This window comes from Anaerobacillus sp. ABA4_114 (assembly GCF_056159065.1).
Genome location: NZ_JBSWUM010000002.1, coordinates 639,653 through 660,054, shown reverse-complemented (window position 1 = coordinate 660,054; position 20,402 = coordinate 639,653). Strand labels below are relative to the sequence as shown.

Below are 20,402 nucleotides of genomic sequence, written 5' to 3'. Positions count from 1 at the left end.
CTCTCTACCTCTACTCACGCTCCTTAATATTCTAACAAGAATATGGACTTTTCCATTAAAAAGTTCAATTTTTGACTTTCTAGAATGATTAGGACATTTCTTCTAAAACATAAATAAATGCGAACTATGAATTTTTAGGAGGGAATATTAATGAACTTAAATCCGCAGCAACAAGAAGCTGTAGACATCACCGAAGGTCCTCTACTGATAAACGCAGGAGCCGGTAGTGGAAAAACAACCGTTTTAACGCAAAGAATTGAAAACATCATATCTAATCAACTAGCTTCACCTGGGAATATTTTAGCTGTAACATTTACTAATAAAGCAGCTAAAGAAATGAAGGAACGAATTTCAAATGCCGTGGGTCCTAGTGCATTTGATATATGGGTTCACACTTTCCACTCACTTTGCTCAAGGATTTTGAGAATAGACGGGAGATATTTAAAACGAATAAATTCATCGTTCACTATTTACGATACGAGCGATTCTACCTCGGTATTAAAGTCTATCCTTCGAGATTTTGATTTGGATACTAAAGAGTACACTCCAAAAACCTTCCAATACTATATTTCTTCACTTAAAAATGAATTGATTGATACTCACTCACTTATAGCAATGAAGCCATCTAATTCTGATATCGATTGGAATAAAGCCAAAGAAGTTATTTCTATGATCCCCCCTCACCACATTAGGATCTTAGAAAAAGTGTACAAAGAATACCAAAACAGACTATCTGATTATAATGCGGTAGACTTTGATGATTTAATCATAGAAACAATCAGCTTATTTCGTGAGGAGCCTACACTACTACAGAAATATCAACAAAAGTTCAACTACATACATATCGATGAGTATCAAGATACAAATCATAGCCAATACATCTTAATCTCAAAACTTGCTTCTTTACACCAGAACCTTGCCGTTGTAGGTGATGATTTCCAATCTATCTACCGCTTTAGAGGAAGTGATATTCGAAATATCCTAAGGTTCGATAAAGAGTATCCTTCAGCAAAAGTAGTAACTTTAGAAGAGAATTATAGAAGCACCCCAACTATCTTGAGAATTGCTAACCAGGTTATTTCTCATAATAAAAATCAAATACAAAAAAACCTCTTCACATCAAAAGGTGAGGGCGACAGAGGTGGTTATTATCAGGGCTATAACGATAAGGATGAAGCACGGTACATCACAAATGTGATAAATAAGAGAGTTGAAAGTGGCGACAACTCTTATGAAGACTTCGCAATATTATTTAGAGCTAACAGTCAATCGAGAACGCTCGAAGAAGCTTTTATTAGAGCGGGCATCCCCTACCAACTAATAGGCGGGAATAAGTTTTTTGATAGAGCTGAAATAAAGGATGTAATAGCTTATATCAAATTCATCTTAAACCCTTCAGATGCTGTAAGCTTCAGAAGAATCATAAATACTCCAAAGCGCAGCATAGGTCCTAAAACTGCTGATAAAATAATCGAATCTTCTCAAGGCAACATCCTAGAACACTTGAAGGAACATGTGATCAAGATGTCTGCAAAAGCTAAGGTTAACGTCAATGAATTTATAGAACTAATTGATAAATATAGAGGAAAAGTTTCAGATAGCAACATAGGGAATACGATTAAAGACCTTATTAAAGACTCTGGATACGGTGAAATGCTCTCAAAGAGCAAAGATATCAAAGCGGATGAAAGAAAAGAAAATTTATCAGAACTCGTTAATATGGCATTTGAAATGCAGTTAAGTAACAGTAACCATAACCTAGAGACATTCCTAGAGCACGTCTCATTACATAGCGCTCAAGATGACCAAAGTATTGATAATAGTGTAAAATTAACTACTTTACACTCTTCTAAAGGGTTAGAGTTTCCGATTGTTTTCCTTGTAGGTATGGAAGAAGGGATATTCCCTCACAAGAGAAGCGCCAACTCTACTGATGAGCTGGAGGAAGAAAGACGACTCTTCTATGTAGGTATTACAAGGGCGAAGAAAAAAATATTCTTTACCCACGCCAAATATAGACTAGTCTGGGGGAACCAAGAATCTAACGATCCCTCACGCTTTTTGTCTGAATTTGACCATGATTTGATAGAGGATGGATTAGAAGAATTCGGGGGAGGATTCTATTACTAATCACTCCAAATTTTACTTATTGTTCAATATCAACTATAATATCAATGAAATGATAAGTTATATTGTAATAATAAAAAAAGGGTTCCCCTTTTTTCTATTAGAATAATAGTGGGATGGATTCTTTTCATCCACAACCTTTTTATTTTATTGGAGGAATTTAATATGAATAAGACAGACCTAATTAACGTAGTTTCAGAAACAACAGAACTTTCTAAAAAAGATGCTGGGAACGCAGTTGACGCAGTGTTCGATAACATTATGAAGTCTCTACAAGAAGGCGAAAAAGTTCAGCTAATCGGCTTCGGTAACTTCGAAGTACGTGAGCGCTCTGCTCGTACTGGACGCAACCCTCAAACAGGGAAAGAAATCGAAATTGCTGCGACCAAGGTACCTGCTTTTAAACCTGGTAAAGCACTTAAGGACGCAGTGAAATAATTCTTTAAACATCTAACGACGGCTTATAGCCGTCGTTTTTTTATTGCCTTTCTTGAAGGAATAATTACTTTTCCTGTTAATGTAAATATGAATTAGGAGGGGTAAAATGAATTATAGAGTGATATCTAAAGGCGTACAACTGAATATATTGGCTTATTTCCTGTTCGCTTTTTTCTTGATACAATTCGAATTTAAAGTGGAATTTGAAACCTTTACTATTATGTTGCTAGTGATTGTGTTTTCAATCTCATTTGTATTAAGCAAAGGAAGGACCCCCCTTGTATTAATAGATGGATTTATTATTGGGCTACTCTCTTCCGTACTTTTAATTCTTGTTTTGTCTCTAAAAGTAGACATGAATACTGAGTGGAATTTTTACTTGTGTTTATCCTGGACTTTCTTTAGTTTTCTAGGATCACTATCCTCTCATAAAATTAAATCAAAATCTAAAAAATAACCTGATTTTACATTAGGTTATTTACTTTTTATATGTTTTTATTATTTTATTTCACACACTCTTTTTCTAAGTTATAATTATTCTAGATATCATATTTTAATGATAAAAATTCAAATGTAGCGGAGGCATATTATTATGACAGATAGAAAGAAAGCTCTAGAAGCAGCCTTAGCAAGTATCGACAAACAGTTTGGAAAAGGATCCATTATGAAGTTAGGTGAAAGGAAAAGTGTAGATATTGATGCTACTTCCACTGGATCGGTCGCAATTGATATTGCATTAGGAATTGGAGGCTATCCTCGCGGTAGAATCATTGAAGTTTACGGTCCCGAGTCTTCTGGTAAGACTACAGTCACCCTTCACGCGATAGCTGAAGTGCAAAAAAATGGAGGTATCGCAGCTTTCATCGATGCAGAACACTCGCTCGACCCTGATTACGCAAAAAACTTAGGTGTCGATACTGATGAACTACTCTTGTCCCAACCGGACACTGGAGAAGCAGCCTTAGAAATTGCAGAAGCCCTAGTAAGAAGTTCTGCGGTTGACATGATTGTTGTAGATTCAGTGGCAGCATTAGTCCCTAAAGCAGAGATTGAAGGTGATATGGGTGATGCACACGTTGGATTACAGGCGCGTCTTATGTCCCAAGCATTACGAAAATTATCTGGAGCTATTAGCAAATCAAATACGACAGCTATCTTCATCAATCAAATTCGTGAGAAAGTGGGAGTAATGTTCGGAAACCCCGAGACTACAACTGGCGGAAGGGCATTGCGTTTTTACTCTTCTGTTCGATTAGAAGTAAGAAGAAGTGAAGCGTTAAAACAAGGGACTGATATCGTAGGAAATAAGGCTAAAGTTAAAGTAGTTAAAAATAAGGTATCTCCTCCGTTCAAAACTGCTCTAGTTGATATCATGTATGGTCAAGGTATCTCTAAAGAGGCTGAATTATTAGACCTAGGTTCTAGCAACGAGTTTAATATTGTAGAAAAGTCAGGAGCATGGTTCTCTTACGAAGGAACACGATTAGGTCAAGGTAGAGAGAATTCTAAAACGTTCCTTATGGAAAACCCCGAAATCAGGGATGAGATCAAAAAGAAAGTAATGGATGTCCATTATAAACGCATGGGTAAGGTCAATCCGGATGAACAAACTGAAGAAATAATATAATATCCTTTATAAGCCGAAGTCAATTCGGCTTTTTTATTTATATAATATGAATTGGTAAGATATTTATTTGTATAAAAACCAAAAGTAATTTATAATAAAGATAACAAAAGTTAAATATTGGGTATATTTATAATAATTTATATTTATAATATTTAATATAAAGGATTGAGGAGGAATTATCATGCGGACATGCCCTACTACAAAAAAGCAGTTTGAAGAAAAACACTCAGAGCATTATTTCAGTTCGAAAGAAGCATTTGAGCTTTTTGTCGATAAATTAGACCCAATGGATGAATTCGTCACTACTAAACGGGATATTGAATGGAAAGAAATTAAGCGTCATTGTTCTGAATGTGGCGAACCATTTATCGCTAAACACCCTGCTATAAATTATTGCGAAAAACATCAAAAGAAGAAAACGAGCGAAGATGCTCCAAAGAAAAAGCGAGAGGCACCAATTAACTATTTCTTCTCAAGAGAAAAGAATTGTGAACGATGCGATCGACAATTTGTTGCTGAAAAACCCGCGATGAAATATTGTGAGGAATGCAGTGATAGAGGCGGTAAATTAGTAAACAAAGAGCCAGAAAAGCCCAAAAGACGAAGAGGAAGACCAAGAAAAGAAGAAAAGAACGCGTAAAAAGAACGAACCTTAATGGTTCGTTCTTTTATTTTTGCGTATTATTATCCGAAACTTATAGTGAAATAACGTTTTATATACCCTATTACTCATAGTTAAAACTAGGACTTTTATCACAAATTCAAAAAAACCCTCATAAAAAATAAAAATATCCGAATCACCAAACTCCCCTCACTCCAAGGGGTTTGAGCATTTTCGACTTTTTATTCGACATTTCGTGTCGATTCCTGTCGCCGACTAGTTATTGCCTGTAGCCTTTCTCTAAAATATAATTAACTACAGATAAAGTTGCTTCGGTAAGCATACCAATTATTCGAAAGTAGGGATTTTTTTATGAGGGTTTCTTTTAAAAAGTTGCAGTTTGTTCTGGATAATAATACTAATAACGATAATTCTAATATCCTAAAGATAAAGAGCGCTCTTTTGGGCATGATTAAAAAAGGCGATGTCTTCATAGATAAGAGCGTTTCAGAGTTGACTGAGGATAGTCACTTCCAATTCTACCATTCTGTTAGAGCGAGTGATAAATCTAGTATTAACGCTTTTCCAGTTCCAGTGGATAAACTTCAACTACATAAAAACGAAGAAGAGCAATACCTTTATTTAAAATCTTACTTCGAGTCCTACTATAACTATACCAGGCTTAGCAGAGAAGATTTTTATCAATACAAAAGGAAGCCTTTTGTTGGAGAAAACTACGCTTGGTTCTATAAAAAAATCGCATGATTACTTGAAAGCACACCTTTTTATGCTAAACTTTTCGCGTTTAGTAGGAGGTGTGCTTTTTATGAACCTAAAAATGTTAATTAAATCCCTAGAACAAGCGCATGTCGATCTCCATGCATTTGAAAAAAAGGAAGCTCAAATAATTGGGAAAGAGCTAGAAGCACTAGTGGAATTCGCTCAAAGAATTTTCCCTTTTGCAACTAAAAGAGAGATCAATGGAGAACAATCATTATTAATCTACGTCTACCCTATAGACGATAAATCCCTTATAAGTCATGAAGTGTATTTGACTGAGAAAGGCAACATTACATATCAGGTTTTTGATGAAGGTGGTTATCGCGGATATGTACCGGATGCTACTATCGAAAAAGGATTTGTAAAAATGTCTTTGACCGACTTTCTAAAGCATAAATCACTAAAAGAAATTCATGATTTCTTTGAAGACCGGATAGAAATGTTACACGAAAGAGCTCTAAATACCTCCTCTCGAAGCAAAGAACGAGAGAAGTTTCTTGAACAATTTAAGGATTCGCTTGAACAAGCTTAAACAAAGAGCATTGCTCTTTGTTTTTTTGTATCACAAAATACCTCTCACACATTCTTCCTTTTTAAAATTCACCTTCGTATACTGATACAGAATTCAAACGAAAGGGGAATTATTAGTGATTAATATAGAGGAAAACATGAAAATAAGCACTTCCGACTTAATACATTCGTTAAAAAACGGAAATAAACACGCTGCATACGAATTAGCTACTCAATGCCAAATCGCTGACCCTCCAATGGATGTATCTGAAATTGAGAACCAACCATCTCCACTAGTTGACCTTAGCCACTTAACAATTGAACAACTTGTGACTGTACACGAAAAAACAACATGGTCAGCCCCAGCCTATTTTTTAAGACTTCGACTACAAGGTAAGTGGAAAGAACTAAGCGATGATATGTTAATTACATTAATTCAAACCCTCTCCCCTGCAGCAAAGGAAACGTTATTTTCAAGATATGATCAAGAAAATGTTACAGAAGACAAATTAAGAGAAACCACTGACGAAACACTTGCTCTGTTCGCTCAGTCAGGTTGTGAATTATCACAAGACATTCTATTTGAAAAATACATCCCTTATATTTCTAAGATCATTGACCGACTCTTGCGTAAAGGAAATTACTTCAAAGGTCACGACCGTTTCGACCTTAACCAGGAAGCGTTTATAGGAATGTTCAAAGCAAGAAGGGATTATCGTGTAGAAAAGAAAACGAAGTTTAAAATATTCGCAAGACATGTTGTTGAAAAGCATGTAAAATCTTTAATTCTTCAATCTACTAATAACAAACAACGATCTTTAAATGAAGCGTCAAGCTACCACGCTCCTATGGTTTCTGATTCTAGTTCTGACATCACCTTTGAGCAAATTTTAAAGACCGATTCATATGGTCCCGAAGAAAGATCTATTAATAGAGAGACTTTCCGAGCAATATGGGAGAGACTCACCCCCTTAGAAAAGAAAGTATTATTACTATATGCTGAAGATTACTCTTATCAGGAAATTGGGGAAAGAGTAGATAAAGAAAAGAAGGCAGTCGACAATACGATTCAAAGAATCAGAAACAAAGGAAAGGCTTACATAAAAGAAATACTCATGAAAAACTGAGGTTCAAAAAGAACCTCTTTTTTTCATGAGTTGATTAAAAATGGTGCTAAGATTTTTTTGAGGTGATAAGGAATGGCAAACGGAAAAACTCACGAAAAAGTAAACATCATGTTCTTTGCTATAGCTATTGTTTTAAGTTTTATAGTATTTAATTTTACTGTATCAATCTACACAGCTTTCTTTTCAATCGGTTACTGGATAGGCACATACTATATGAACCCTGACTTAGATATTAAAAGCAAACCTTATAATAGGTGGAAAGCTCTTCGTTTCATATGGATACCTTATCAAAAAATGTTTAAGCATCGATCTGTTTTCACACACGGTATTATCTTGGGGGATATCATACGATATTTATATTTATTTATCTATATTACTTTAACGTATATTCTTATATCTATGCTGACCGCACACAGTTTTCAAGATACATTGTTAGGGATTTATGGATTCTTATCTGGAAATTTAGTTTATGTATTCTTCCTATTTATAGGTTCTTGTGGTTCAAGCTTTTCCCACGTACTAGCTGACCACGCAACATCTGAATTTAAAAAAGCCATTAAAAGATAAAAAAGGTAGTAAGGGCATTGTTTACCCTTACTACCTTTTTCTATTAAATATAATTTGTTAAATCAATCCCTGTATCTCTTCTCCACTTATCGTCTCTTTGATAATCAATTGTTCTTTTATCCGCTCTAAAGAAGCGCTGTGTTCTGTTAAGAGATTTCTACATTTATCATAGGCGTGAGAATATATTTCCTCGCTAGCCTCTTGTCTATTTTTTTTAGAAAAACCAATACGCAAATCGTTCGACATCATTCCGAAATGTTCTACCATTTGGTCAATAATCTCTTTCGATTGTCTAATATCACCAGAAACCCCATGAGAGTGATCTCCATATTTTAATATTTCAGCCGCGCCGCCTGCAAGATTAATCGCAACCTGATCAATTAATTCTTGCCTTGTGTATAGAGCGAATTCTTCCTTAGTAAAGGATACAAAACCCCCAGCTCCACCTCTAGGTAAGATTGTTGCCTTGTTCACAGACCCTCTTTTAACCAAAGTGCCGATTAATGCGTGTCCCGCTTCATGATAGGCAATCCTTTCTTGGATATCTTTGTTTGCAATTCTTCTAGTTGCTGAACCTAATTCTATTTGGTCCTTAGCTATTTCTAAGTCACTGCGATTAATAATTTCCCTATTATTCTCAATAGCATTTAAAGCACCGAAATAGAAAAGAGCTTCTATATCAGCTCCTGTATAACCGATAAGCGTTTTTGCAATATCATTGTAAGAGCCTTCAATATCTTTATCCAAAGGCTTGTTCGCACTATGTATTTTCATTATTTCGACTCTACCTTCAAGATCTGGGATGTCCATTTTTATTTTGCTATCAAACCTTCCAAATCTTAAAAGGGCTTCATCAAGCTTGTCATACCTATTAGTAGCAGCTACTACAAACACCTGATCTTCAGGTTGTATGTTGGCTAATTGTATTAAAAACTCGTTAAGAGTGTTCTCAGTTTCCTGATTTCCGTTCTTTTGACCTCTTTCCACACCTATTGAATCAATTTCATCGACAAAAATAAGTGCCGGAGCTTGTTCCTTCGCTTCTTTGAATAACTTCCTAACAGATGAAGGTCCTACTCCTACAAATTTTTCAGTGAAAGATGAACCACTCTTTTCTATAAATACTGCTCCCATTTCGTGAGCGATTGCTTGAGCTATAACCGTCTTTCCTGTACCTGGCGGACCATGCAGAAGCATCCCTCTAGGGTGTTTGATATTCAACTTCATAAACTTCTCAGGGTCTTTATATAAGTTAATAATTCGGTTTATCTCAATTTTGGTTTCAGGCAAGAGCCCTCCTATGTTAGAGAGAGTATACCTAGGGTTTGTGGGAGCATTCTTTTTACGTGACTTCAATATTGAGAATATAATGATCATTCCTAATAGGATAAGACCAATAAAAAATATATTTTTTATAAATCCGTCCTCAGAAGGTGGGGTTACATTAATGAATTCATACTCGGATTTTTTATTCAAAGCTAATTCGTAAAACTCACTTTTCTGAGGATTAGTGCTTGAACTATACTTCACGGAATCAATTTCTACTAATACATCCCCTGTACTCTTTTCAATTATACTCATATCTTTTGAATTAGTGTCTTCTATTTTCTTTACTAAATCGCTGGGGTTCATTGTCTTGAGAGTAGCTTTGTTTTCTACTGTATCTATTTTAACCTCACCAAAAACAAAACCTATTACAATTGATATTATTACGATCACTGCCGCAAAAAGGAATTTCTTATTCATAGTATCCTCTTTTCATGTCGAAAATTGTTTCTAGCATTTTATCAATTAGAACTATTAAAATTAAGGTTTACAGAAAAAAAGAGCAACTTATTACTGCTCTTTTAGTTGTAACCCTCTATGGAATTCAAGTATGTAGTGAATTCTCTTTTTTCTTTGTATGTTGGCAAATGATTAATATACTCTTGGTAAAGAAGGAAAATGTTATATCCCTCTTTCTTCTTATGTAGCAACCGTTCCTTGTAATGATTTAGACGTACCATAGTTACCTACCCCCTTTTTAGCTCCTAGGATTGAAATCATCATATGTTTAATAAAATCTTTCTTGTTCATTTCTATGTAATTTTTCTTTCCACTTATACTTTTTAATTCTCCTCTAGGCTTGCAACCGTTAACAAACTTACTTTGAGTGAGCTTAATCGCAATCTGAGGATCCCGATCAAAATCTCCATCATACTCCTTGGTATGAACGTACCCTACTTTCATAAATGCATTTATAGGGTCGTTCTTCTCATACACAACGCTTCGATAATCACCTTTATACCCATTCCGATCAATTAGATTTTTGGCTTTATCAAAGGGCTCATATGAAAAGTTGTAATAATCAACTGGTACCCTGGAGTAATACATATCCTCTCTCTTGCCTGAAGTCAGCTTTGGTTCGTGAATCATTTTGAACTTCGGTTTTCTCATTTGTTTCAGTTCTTTTTTCACTTCTTCATATCCTAGATCTTTTACAATACGAACAGCAGTACCTACAGGCATGTAGATGGCAAACCAGTTTTCCCATCTAGACATATCTGTGGAGAGTTTATATTTATGTTCTAAATGGTATTGGCTTTTCTCGTCCATTTTAATTCTGACTTGTTCACCTAAGTCGTCTACCTCTATATAAAAATCTTCCGAAGGTATACTCACGCCATTCCTTCTATTTTCCCAACCGTAGATATTAGATTTCTCACCAGAATATTCTGAAGGGAAAGCATACTTTCTTAGGTGACTCTCTTTCTTGATTGTAGATTTTGTGTTATCACAATAAATTATTGGCATACTAAAGCGTTCTTTCCCTCGCAAATTTAGGGTTTTCTTCATCCCATTAGCTAACAAATGGTTCTCCATCGATTTATCACATAGTAAGAACAACTGAAAAGAATCAACTAAATACCTCACAAAATCACCCTTTTTATTATTTTTTATATGTTTTATTTATTTTATTGTTTATGACTTAAGCTCATTCTAATACATTTTAAGTCTAAATTGTTATAAAATTTAATAAAACATATAATTTAATAAAAAAGACGACCGCTTAGTCGTCTTATTCTTGTTCTAATATTTTCTTTTTTATGTTTTCTTTGCGACTAAAGTCGTTTGACCTTAGTATTTTAATTACTTTAGTAGAACGCTTAACTGTTACAAACCTTACATCTTCTTCTGTCTTTACTTCCTTACCATCTGTTACCACTCTAAAAGACCGGATTTTTTGAGCGTTAGGGTAAATTATCAATTCACTATTAGCATTCATCAATACGCTTTTCATTAACGAATGGTACTCTTTATTCCAAATAGGGTTAGAAGGAGTCATTAAAATTGAGCTGTCATTATCCAACATTATTGGACCATTCGCTGAGAGACTATAAGCTGTAGATCCTACTTGTGAAGAAACAATTACGCCATCGCCATAAACCGAACAAAGCTTACTACCATTGGTATGTATGTCCATATGTAAAACGCCGGTATCCGTCCTTTCTACTGAAAGGTCATTTACAAAGTAATCTTTTATTTCGCCATTCTTTGTTCGAAGAGTAACTTCATACACTGGAAGCTCCTCGATCCAATATTCACGTCTTTTTATTGTTTTAATGAAATGATTAATTTGATCAAAATCAAATTCAGAAAGGAAACCGAGATTACCTGTGTTAATCCCTACAAATATCGGATCATTGTTCCTTCTTTTTCTAATTGCGTTTAGGAATGTACCATCTCCGCCTATTACTATCAGTAGGTCGCCCTCTCTAGAAGTTTGGAAACCCTTTTTGCGCAACTTATTTGCTAGTTGCTCTCTTTTTGCAGGGTTGTCCTTAACAAAGCTATTGTAAATACTAACTTTTTTCATTTTATCGACGCTCCTCTTCACAAATACCCTTTCATTAATTTTGCTGTTTTACCTCTAAATTGGGTTTTTGAAGGGGCGTAACATATTGTTGTACAAACTTGATGTAGAAATCTAAAAAGAGAATTATAATTGAGCGCGATTTTGAAATAAAAAAAGCGGAGCGTAATCCGCTCTGCTTTTTTATTTCAAGAACTTTTTAGCAACCCAACCGACTTTATTAGACGTATCTTTTGCTTGTATCCAGTTGTAACCGCCCGCGCTGCTAGTTTTCCCAGTAGGTGTAAGTTTCTCACCCTTTGTTAAAACTTTAATTACTCCAGAGTCTGTAGATGCTTTAGCTCTGAAATTTAGATGAGATGCAGTTGTTTGATATGTAATGGATTCTGTTTTTTCTTCATTATTTTCTTCTTTACTCTCTTCATTGCTTTTGTCTGTTGGCTCTTTCGCCTTTTCCTCAACATCTTTGTCTTTAGGAATTATTACATCCAAATCTTTCTGTTCTTCCTCTACTACACTTAGCCTACTATCAATATTTGTACTTTTTTGGTTTATAACAGCTAAATCCTCGTCTAGTTGATTAATCTTCTTTGTCATTGCTTTTATGTTAGTTGGGGAAGCCCCTTGAGAATTATTGTAAGCCAGGAAAGATACTGTAAAAGATAAGGTGGAAATGACTAGGAAAACAACCATTGTTGTAACCATTCTCTTTAAATATTTTTGCAATAATTTTTGATTCATTATCTTGCCCCCTCACTGAAGTATCTTATCTCCATTTACATTTTTCCCTTTTTTTAAAAGAGTCTTTCCCAATATGAGAGAAAAAGGTAGATGAGTTTATTTTAGGAGGTTATTCATATATGCCAAAAGTAGGCGAGTTGTTAAACAGTAGAATTGTTAAGATTATCAAAAATAAGCATGATCGAGAAGTTGGAGCAAAAGTAAAACTATCTAGCGGGGATATGGGTTTTCTCCCAATCAGAGAGCTTAAAGAAGGATATGTTCGCAAGGTAACAGACGTAGTAAGAGTAGGTGACGAAATCGAACTTAGAGTAGTTAACATTGATAGAGCAAGGAATAAAATCACTATGTCTCTTTTCCGTGCTAACGAAACAGTTAATAAAGAAATTGTATTTGAAAAAAGAATGAAAAACTTTTTGAAATCTAGTGGTGAAATTCAAAGTCAAATTAAGAAAAATACTGAAAGAAAACAAGGTACCAAGAAGCATAACCGCTTCTAAACTTAGATAAAAGAATAACCTCATTAACTTCAACGTTAATGAGGTTATTTCAAATTATCTTTAGTTTCTTTATACATCCAACACCAGTGCCTTTCTATCTAAGAACAACTTAAATAAAAACCCAGTAACCAATATCGATATGAGTATTAATGTATGACCCTCTACCCAAATAAGAGTAATAGTAGTCGCTCCAATCCACCACATTACCTTAGAAAGTAAAAGATATATAACTCCATTCTTATTTTTGGTAACAATAAGATCCATCGCCATTCTCTTGAAAGCTTTTGGGAGGATGAACATAAAGCACATAATCGCTATACTAAGTACCATGCTTTCACGCCCCGTATTTTTTAAGAGTTATTTATCTGAGAATCGAAATTACCCTTTTTAAAAAAAAGAAGAGTAAAACCCTCCTCTTATTGAATCACATAATTTTCTATAAGGACTTTATGTATAAAGTGATCTCCTAAATCTAACTTATTGTTCAAGAATTTCATCATTTCTTTCTCAAGAGTTTCTTTATCTTTTAGAGTCTCTTCTTTAGTGTTTAACATAAATGTTCCTATTAATGAGTTGATTTCAACTTCCATTGGACTTAAGTGTGCTTCGTCTCCGCCGCTACTTCCATGCCCTTTACCGCCTTCTTCTTTTACTTCAGGTGATTCTTCCCCTTCAAACTTCTTTACAGCCTCTTCATCCTTTAGGTCGATGGATACAGTCATCTTTGTTGTATATTCACCGTTTGCAGCTGAAATCAAGAAGTCGTTTAACGTTTTAATATGTTTTTCCTTTGTTGAATATGGGTTCCAAACTTTTTCCTTCTCTTTTTTATCAGTTTCTTCAGTTGCCTCGGAGTTAGTAAAATACATGTATCCTCCTACTCCACCTGCAACTAACAATAGCGCGCCAATCACAATAAAAATTAATTTCTTACTCATTTAATGCACCTCCCTCTTCCTCTGGTTTTAATAATCCTTCTCCGTAGATTCTTTCAATTACTATCTCCACTCTTCTATTTTTCGCCCTTCCTTCCTCATCTTCATTAGAAGCGATAGGCTGATGCTCTCCAAATCCAGAGCTAGAGAATCTTCCTAGATCCATCTCATCGGAGTCTTCAATTAAAAACTTTAATACCGCTACTCCTCTTGCTGAAGATAGCTCCCAATTTGAAGGGTACTTTGCTGTGCTTATTGGTACATTATCTGTATATCCATTCACCCTAACAGGGTTAAGTAACTCACCAATTAAAACTTGTATTATATCAAGCAAACCCTGATTCTCTTTTTTAATGATAGCCTCACCCGATTTAAATAGAACCTCATCAGTTAATATTATCTTCAAACCTTCAGCGTTCAACGATGTTTTAACTTGGTCTTCCATACCTTCTTCTTTTATTTTTTGATCTATTTGCGACTTTACTTTTTTAAGATTGCTATTCTCCGAAATAGCAGCCATCATTTTCTTCTCTGGTTCTGTTATGGATTCCCTCACTTGGCGAGGATTATCTGTACCTGACATGATAGATGTGGAACCATGAAATGCTGCATTTAATGACTTTGCCATTTGTTCAAATTTCTTTTGATCTACTTGGCTAGTAGCGAACAATACAATAAAGAGGGCTAAAAGAAGGGTAAGGATGTCGGCATAAGGTATTAACCAACTTTCATCGACGTGTTCTTCGTGACTTTTCTTCTTTTTAGCCATTATTATCCCTCCTCTTCTACTTCTTCAAATGCTTTACGAGCATGTAGAGGCAGATACGTTATTAACTGCTTCTCAATTACGTAAGGAGACCTTCCTTCCTGTATAGCCAGTATTCCTTCAATAATAAATTCACCAATTCTTATCTCTTCTTTTGATTTCTCTTTTAGTTTGTTTGCCAATGGATGTGCAAGTACGTATCCTGTAAAAATACCAAATAATGTTGCGATAAAGGCAGCTGATATAGAGTGACCTAATGCGTTTATGTCATTCAAGTTACCCAATGCAGAAACTAGTCCCATAACAGCCCCTAATACTCCTAATGTAGGAGCGTATGTACCAGCCTGTGTAAATATATGAGCACCAACACGGTGTCTTTCTTCAGTGGAGGCTAACTCTTCCTCCAATAATGCTTTTACATAGTCCGAAGACTGCCCTTCTAAAATCATTTCAAAACCCTTTTTCAAGAATGGTTGATCTACTTTGTCGATTTCCTTTTCCAATCCCATAATGCCTTGTTTCCTTGATATTCCTGCCCATTCTTTGAATAGCGGTATAAGTTCTTTTTCTTCTAGCTTCTTTTCATCTTTGAAGATAACTCTAAATAATTGTGGTAGCTTTTTAAGATCTTTCATGGGGAAAGCTATTAATAAACAAGCAGCCAATCCGCCAAATATTATAATCAATGCGGCTGGTTGCATTAATGCGGTCGGGTCTGCTCCTTTCGCAATCATACCAAGGACCAGGGTAGCAAACCCCGCTATGATTCCTATAAGGGATGCAATATCCATCTCTAAATCACCTCTTTCAGAGTAAGCTAATCGACCAATTTTTAATGTCAATCTATGAAAAAATCAATAAAATGGGGTAAAAACTTTAACCATAAATTCCGCTACGAAATTAATTTATTTAGCAATACTTTATTAAAACATATAAAAATGTTATTTTTACTACATGAAAAAGAGTCTTTTTAAGTGATGAGAGGTGAAGGAATGGAAGAGATGATTATTTTAATGGGGTTGCCTGGGTCTGGTAAAACATTTTATTCAAACTCACTAGAAGGCACCAAACTAAATATGGATGAAATCAGAAGATCTGTAACAGGAAGTTATAAAATGAGCCCTTCAACTAACAAGTTGTTCTTTAATGTAGCCTTAAATTCTGCCCAGTTTTATCTTAAAAAAGGTGAAAGGATTATTCTTGATGGACCTTTCTTGTCTGTTGCTTCTCGAAAACCTTACATAGAAATGGCAAAAAAGCATAATGCAAGAGTTACATTGTACTGGTTCGATCCAAGTTTAAGCTGGTTAACGAATAAAGTTATAGAGCGAAATGAATGGGTAGAAGAAGATAGAAAAGTATCAATTACATATATCGAACAACTAGCTAAAAACAATTTAGAGATACCAACGATGGATGAAGGCATAGATAATATTAATTATCTTACTGAAGATGATTTATTTTATTAAAACATTTGTTTTTTAAAATTTTATTGTGTAAAATCCAAATATAATAAGTAATCACTAGGAGGAAATAGTAATGAATTTAATCCCAACTGTTGTAGAACAAACAAGTAGAGGCGAAAGAGCTTATGATATATATTCTAGACTCCTAAAGGATCGTATTATTATGTTAGGTAGTGGAATTGATGATAACGTTTCAAATTCGATTGTTTCACAACTACTCTTTCTAGCAGCAGAAGATCCTGATAAAGACATTTCTTTATACATAAATAGTCCTGGTGGTTCAATTACAGCTGGGATGGCAATTTACGATACTATGCAATTTATCAAACCAAAAGTATCTACCATCTGTGTAGGCATGGCTGCTTCCATGGGCGCATTCCTCTTGAGCTCAGGAGAGCCCGGAATGCGTTATGCGCTTCCGAACAGCGAAGTAATGATTCACCAACCGCTAGGTGGGGCGCAAGGTCAAGCTTCTGATATTAAAATTCACGCAGAGAGAATTATTAGCATGAGAAAGAAGCTTAATACTCTTTTAGCTGAACAAACAGGTCAATCTCTCGAACGTTTAGAAGTCGATACTGATCGAGATAATTTTCTTTCCGCTCCTGAAGCGAAAGAATACGGTTTGGTAGATGAAATTATCTACAAAAAATAATATTAAAAAAAGCATCCTACATTGTTTAGGATGCTTTCTCTTTTTATAAAATATCTTAGATCTTAGAACGCTACTTCTCCAATAATATCAGCCATTTCCTCAGGATTATCATTATATAAGAAAGATAAATCCATCGTTCTATTTACATAATCTCTATACTTAGCTAGTTTTTTATGCTTTTCAGGTACCTCACCTAAAATATATTCAAATAGAATAAGTGAGTGTTCTTTAGGATACTTTTCTATAATTTCTCTTATTTTATCGTCTTCATTCCTTTCAATATACTGTGCTATGGCTTTACCATATTCTTTCGTCAAGATCATACCTTCAATTTTGTCAGCTACCGTTGGTGCTTTGGGATCATCAATTTTTCTTATCGCTTGCCCTACGGACTTTGCATACCGAGCATCAATGTTTTCTACTAAACTCCTTAACTTCTTATCATCGTTAAAATTCAGAAAGATCATGTTGATATCATCCTTTTTTAAGAACAAATCGTATAGCGCTTTCTTTAACATAACTTTTTTGAACATTATATTCACCTGCTTTTTTTCGAAATTATAACAGTTATATTCTATATGTAAATTTTTTGTTCTACACCACTACGATTTATGGTTTCATTTGATATACTGTATAAAACAAGTTAAATATTATCAAAACATATAAATTAATAATAAAAGAGGTGATTAAATGGAAAATAGCTTGCCTAAAGGCACCGAGTTTATTGATGACATCACTGACCAATACAAAGATTTGTTGAATGGCTTTAGGAAAGTTAACTCACTACCTAAACGCTCTAAAAGGACTGCCAAACGACTAGACGAGACTGACAAAAACTATGTCATTCGCAAAGCTGGTTTTCGTTGCTCATATTGTTTGAAAAAGATTAGAAATAACAAAGTTCGAGTCATTAAGAAAGATGATAATCTCAAAATGCTATGGAAAGTAAGTCAGTATAATATGCGTACTCACAGAAAAGATCCTGAATTGCCCAAAGTATATAATGGTACCTGTTTATGTTTAAACTGTTATGTGGAGAAAAAAGAATTAGGTCTGGGTCACATTGAGTATATGTACCTCTTAAAAAAGAGAAAGAATGAAGTACGCAATGAAATACTCGATAATCCAAAGATTAGAAGCAGAATCTTTAAAAGAGATGGGTATGTATGTCACTACTGTAAAATTGAACAGCTTCCAATATCGAGAAAGGTGTATCTATCTCTAGACCATAAAAATCCTGTCTCAATGGGTGGTACTAATGAAGACAAGAATCTTTGCTGTTCTTGCTTGTTTCATAACACCGAAAAGGGAAATACTCCTTATGGTGAATACATAAAAAAGATCCAAAAGAGAAGGAAACAAAGAGATTGTCAACTAGCTTGATATAGAAAAAACAGTAAAAAGCATGGTGGTACGCTTACCATGCTTTTTACTGTTTTTGTTGTTGTTTTACATGCTAATTCGAGGGACTCTGCTAATTCATTTCTTTCTATTGACTTATTTACAGACTCAATGGAAGATATCCCTCGATATCCCCCACTCCCCCTACGCCACTTCTATTAACACTCTAATTTATATGCATCGATGTATTTCTTTACATCGCCAGCTCCCATAAATAGAAAAACGCCCCCATGGTGTTGTTTTAGTTTTCTTATTGATTCAGGAGTAATTGTTTTAGAGCCTGGTATCTGTTTTAGTATATCCTCTATCCTCGTATCCCCTTCAATTTCTCTCGCAGAACCAAATATAGGACAACCATAGACGTGATCAGCAGCACTTAATGAATGAGTGAATTCATTTGCGAATTTCTTCGTTCTAGAATATGTGTGAGGCTGGAATATTGCTATAATTTCCTTATTCTTGAACTTCTTCTTCGCCGACTCGATTGTTGCTGAAATTTCAGTAGGATGATGAGCATAATCATCCACAATATATGAACCATTGAATTCTTCAACTTGGAAACGCCTTTTAGCCCCTTTGAACGATGAAAAGAATGGTGCTACTTCGTCTAACGACAGTCCCTCTAACAGACAAACCGCAATAACTGACAAACTATTATATACGTGGTGATCACCGTATTGATTAATCGTAACTTCTCCTAATGACTCGTCTCTATATTCCACTTCAAACGATGTTCCCCTACTGTCTGTTATTACATTCTTTGCAATTAGATCATTATCACTGTCGTATCCGTAAAACAGGGGAGTGAATTTATCCAAGGTAGACTTGGCGATCTTGTCATCGCCGCACACAATAGCTTTTCTAGCACTACCAACATAGTCACAAAAAGCTTCCTTAACATCGGAAAGGTTTTTAAAGTAATCTGGGTGATCGAACTCGATATTAGTTACAATTGCGTAATCAGGTGAATAAGCTAAAAAATGCCTTCTATATTCACACGCTTCGAACGCAAAGTATTCAGCTCCTTCTACTCCCTTCCCTGTTCCATCTCCGATAAGGTAAGACAGCGGTCTAACACCACCTATTACATGAGATAACAAGCTAGTTGTTGAGGTTTTCCCGTGCGTCCCACTTACACCGATACTTCTAAAACGACCGATATACCGTTTCAAGAACTGATGATACCTTACCACTTCAATACCTAGAGAGTTCGCTTCTATTACTTCTTGATGAGTATCTGGGAATGCGTTACCCAATATCACTATAGTGTTTTCATCAATATTTCCTTTGCAAAAAGGATATATAGGTATTCCCCTTTTTTCTAATTCAACTTGCGTAAAGATTGTTTCCTGAATGTCGGACCCTTGAACTTGTAGCCCAGAATCAAAGAGTATTTGAGCTAAACTACTCATTCCTGAACCTTTAATTCCTGTAAAATGATATTTTTCCATACTACTCTCCTTTTGATGATTTTAATGAAAAAGGGAACGCTTTTATAAAACAGAACCTACGAATGAGGTGATTCCCATGTTTGAATTAACTGTATATACTAAGAATAATGATTTACACACATATTTAACTAAAGAACTCATCCGGAAAGATGATATTACTTATGAGTATTTTTCCTTGCAGCACGTAGCGACTATATTAGCTTCATATATAATTGATTCAATTTTTTATGCTCAATTAAAAGCAACGTTTTCACATGAATTAACTAAAGCATTTAGAAAAAGAGCTCTATCTAAAATCCCTATAGAAGAAAAAGATGAACTATTGTCCTCAATTAGAAGCAAGCTATCCTTAAACTTGAAGAAAAGCACTGTTTATCGCCATGAAACATTTATAACTTTCCAAATACGCCATGAAAAACAAATAGTAACACGCCTAATAGATTCCATTAGAGAAGACCGAACCGTTGAAATGAAAAATCCTATATTCTCTCCCGCTATAAAAGAAAGCACACCTACAATGCGTACACTGTCTATAACCTCAGATGGCAAAATGTCTCTCAAGGATTCAAATAGGATGTTTATACTTAGAAATGAGAAAAGACAACTGGATGTCATTTCTTACGTCATATATGAAAATCCACGCCTTCTTAAGGTGCAAGACCCCCATAGACTGCTAAATAATGAGTTTGCCATAATCCTTAAGAAGAGTTTTAAAAGTAAAGTGATATTTGAATAATGATCATTACTATAACTGCGATAAAGGAAAGTATGGATGTTACTTATTTCTTGAACGAAACCGAGATAACACCAGAAGGTATAATAGAGCACATAAAAGTTACTAAGTCTACTATCATCAA

General features: G+C 34.8%; 22 protein-coding genes. 13 read left to right on the top strand and 9 right to left on the bottom strand.

Annotated elements, in window-relative coordinates:
• Positions 1-150 precede the first annotated feature (150 nt).
• From ACXAEY_RS25200 to ACXAEY_RS25165, 8 genes are all read left to right on the top strand, one after another.
• Positions 151-2,130 (top strand): ATP-dependent helicase, encoded by a 1,980-nt coding sequence (locus tag ACXAEY_RS25200; RefSeq protein WP_474816302.1) that lies wholly within the window; start codon positions 151-153, stop codon positions 2,128-2,130.
• Positions 2,131-2,292: 162 nt separating this feature from the next.
• Entirely contained in the window at positions 2,293-2,565 is a 273-nt protein-coding gene (locus tag ACXAEY_RS25195; RefSeq protein WP_474816300.1) for an HU family DNA-binding protein, read from the top strand.
• A 592-nt stretch (positions 2,566-3,157) separates the two neighbouring features.
• The gene (gene recA, locus ACXAEY_RS25190) at positions 3,158-4,192 is read left to right on the top strand and encodes a recombinase RecA (RefSeq protein ID WP_474816298.1); all 1,035 of its coding nucleotides are present in this window, start codon (positions 3,158-3,160) and stop codon (positions 4,190-4,192) included.
• A 181-nt stretch (positions 4,193-4,373) separates the two neighbouring features.
• Entirely contained in the window at positions 4,374-4,832 is a 459-nt protein-coding gene (locus tag ACXAEY_RS25185; protein WP_474816295.1) for a hypothetical protein, read from the top strand.
• A gap of 423 nt (positions 4,833-5,255) precedes the next feature.
• Positions 5,256-5,558, top strand: coding sequence for a hypothetical protein (locus ACXAEY_RS25180; protein ID WP_474816294.1), 303 nt, complete (start codon positions 5,256-5,258; stop codon positions 5,556-5,558).
• Between the two features lie 61 nt (positions 5,559-5,619).
• On the top strand, positions 5,620-6,105 hold the full coding sequence (locus ACXAEY_RS25175; RefSeq protein WP_474816292.1) for a hypothetical protein: 486 nt from the start codon (positions 5,620-5,622) through the stop codon (positions 6,103-6,105).
• Between the two features lie 115 nt (positions 6,106-6,220).
• Positions 6,221-7,210, top strand: coding sequence for a sigma-70 family RNA polymerase sigma factor (locus ACXAEY_RS25170; protein ID WP_474816290.1), 990 nt, complete (start codon positions 6,221-6,223; stop codon positions 7,208-7,210).
• Between the two features lie 72 nt (positions 7,211-7,282).
• A complete protein-coding gene (locus ACXAEY_RS25165; RefSeq protein ID WP_474816288.1) occupies positions 7,283-7,777 on the top strand; it encodes a metal-binding protein in 495 nt (164 codons plus the stop codon).
• Positions 7,778-7,834: 57 nt separating this feature from the next.
• Here ACXAEY_RS25165 and ACXAEY_RS25160 read toward each other — a convergent pair whose 3' ends face one another.
• From ACXAEY_RS25160 to ACXAEY_RS25145, 4 genes are all read right to left on the bottom strand, one after another.
• On the bottom strand, positions 7,835-9,523 hold the full coding sequence (locus ACXAEY_RS25160) for an AAA family ATPase (protein WP_474816286.1): 1,689 nt from the start codon (positions 9,521-9,523) through the stop codon (positions 7,835-7,837).
• A 219-nt stretch (positions 9,524-9,742) separates the two neighbouring features.
• Positions 9,743-10,690 (bottom strand): hypothetical protein, encoded by a 948-nt coding sequence (locus ACXAEY_RS25155; protein WP_474816284.1) that lies wholly within the window; start codon positions 10,688-10,690, stop codon positions 9,743-9,745.
• 145 nt (positions 10,691-10,835) lie between these two features.
• A complete protein-coding gene (locus ACXAEY_RS25150; RefSeq protein WP_474816281.1) occupies positions 10,836-11,633 on the bottom strand; it encodes an NAD(+)/NADH kinase in 798 nt (265 codons plus the stop codon).
• A gap of 180 nt (positions 11,634-11,813) precedes the next feature.
• Entirely contained in the window at positions 11,814-12,371 is a 558-nt protein-coding gene (locus tag ACXAEY_RS25145; protein ID WP_474816279.1) for an SH3 domain-containing protein, read from the bottom strand.
• 119 nt (positions 12,372-12,490) lie between these two features.
• Between ACXAEY_RS25145 and ACXAEY_RS25140 the strand changes: the two genes are divergently transcribed.
• Positions 12,491-12,871: a S1 RNA-binding domain-containing protein gene (locus tag ACXAEY_RS25140; protein ID WP_474816277.1), complete on the top strand. Its 381-nt coding sequence runs from the start codon at positions 12,491-12,493 to the stop codon at positions 12,869-12,871.
• Between the two features lie 416 nt (positions 12,872-13,287).
• Here ACXAEY_RS25140 and ACXAEY_RS25135 read toward each other — a convergent pair whose 3' ends face one another.
• From ACXAEY_RS25135 to motA, 3 genes are read right to left on the bottom strand one after another with little or no spacing between them, the layout of a single operon-like run.
• Complete coding sequence (locus tag ACXAEY_RS25135) at positions 13,288-13,809, bottom strand: hypothetical protein (RefSeq protein ID WP_474816276.1); 522 nt, start codon at positions 13,807-13,809, stop codon at positions 13,288-13,290.
• Positions 13,802-14,575, bottom strand: coding sequence for a flagellar motor protein MotB (locus ACXAEY_RS25130; protein WP_474816274.1), 774 nt, complete (start codon positions 14,573-14,575; stop codon positions 13,802-13,804). Before ACXAEY_RS25130 ends, ACXAEY_RS25135 begins: the two co-directional genes overlap by 8 nt.
• Before the next feature lie 2 nt (positions 14,576-14,577).
• On the bottom strand, positions 14,578-15,363 hold the full coding sequence (gene motA / locus ACXAEY_RS25125; protein ID WP_474816272.1) for a flagellar motor stator protein MotA: 786 nt from the start codon (positions 15,361-15,363) through the stop codon (positions 14,578-14,580).
• 201 nt (positions 15,364-15,564) lie between these two features.
• Here motA and ACXAEY_RS25120 point away from each other — a divergent pair, with 201 nt between their 5' ends.
• Together ACXAEY_RS25120 and clpP are read left to right on the top strand one after the other, a co-directional pair.
• On the top strand, positions 15,565-16,041 hold the full coding sequence (locus ACXAEY_RS25120; RefSeq protein WP_474816270.1) for an AAA family ATPase: 477 nt from the start codon (positions 15,565-15,567) through the stop codon (positions 16,039-16,041).
• Between the two features lie 70 nt (positions 16,042-16,111).
• Positions 16,112-16,693, top strand: a complete 582-nt coding sequence (gene clpP, locus ACXAEY_RS25115; RefSeq protein ID WP_474816269.1) for an ATP-dependent Clp endopeptidase proteolytic subunit ClpP — start codon at positions 16,112-16,114, stop codon at positions 16,691-16,693.
• Positions 16,694-16,755: 62 nt separating this feature from the next.
• Here clpP and ACXAEY_RS25110 read toward each other — a convergent pair whose 3' ends face one another.
• Positions 16,756-17,226, bottom strand: a complete 471-nt coding sequence (locus ACXAEY_RS25110) for a hypothetical protein (protein ID WP_474816267.1) — start codon at positions 17,224-17,226, stop codon at positions 16,756-16,758.
• Positions 17,227-17,383: 157 nt separating this feature from the next.
• Between ACXAEY_RS25110 and ACXAEY_RS25105 the strand changes: the two genes are divergently transcribed.
• Complete coding sequence (locus ACXAEY_RS25105; protein ID WP_474816265.1) at positions 17,384-18,076, top strand: HNH endonuclease; 693 nt, start codon at positions 17,384-17,386, stop codon at positions 18,074-18,076.
• 176 nt (positions 18,077-18,252) lie between these two features.
• Here ACXAEY_RS25105 and murC read toward each other — a convergent pair whose 3' ends face one another.
• Positions 18,253-19,545, bottom strand: coding sequence for a UDP-N-acetylmuramate--L-alanine ligase (gene murC, locus ACXAEY_RS25100; protein ID WP_474816263.1), 1,293 nt, complete (start codon positions 19,543-19,545; stop codon positions 18,253-18,255).
• A 76-nt stretch (positions 19,546-19,621) separates the two neighbouring features.
• Here murC and ACXAEY_RS25095 point away from each other — a divergent pair, with 76 nt between their 5' ends.
• Positions 19,622-20,281, top strand: coding sequence for a hypothetical protein (locus ACXAEY_RS25095; protein WP_474816261.1), 660 nt, complete (start codon positions 19,622-19,624; stop codon positions 20,279-20,281).
• The last annotated feature ends 121 nt before the right edge of the window (positions 20,282-20,402 follow it).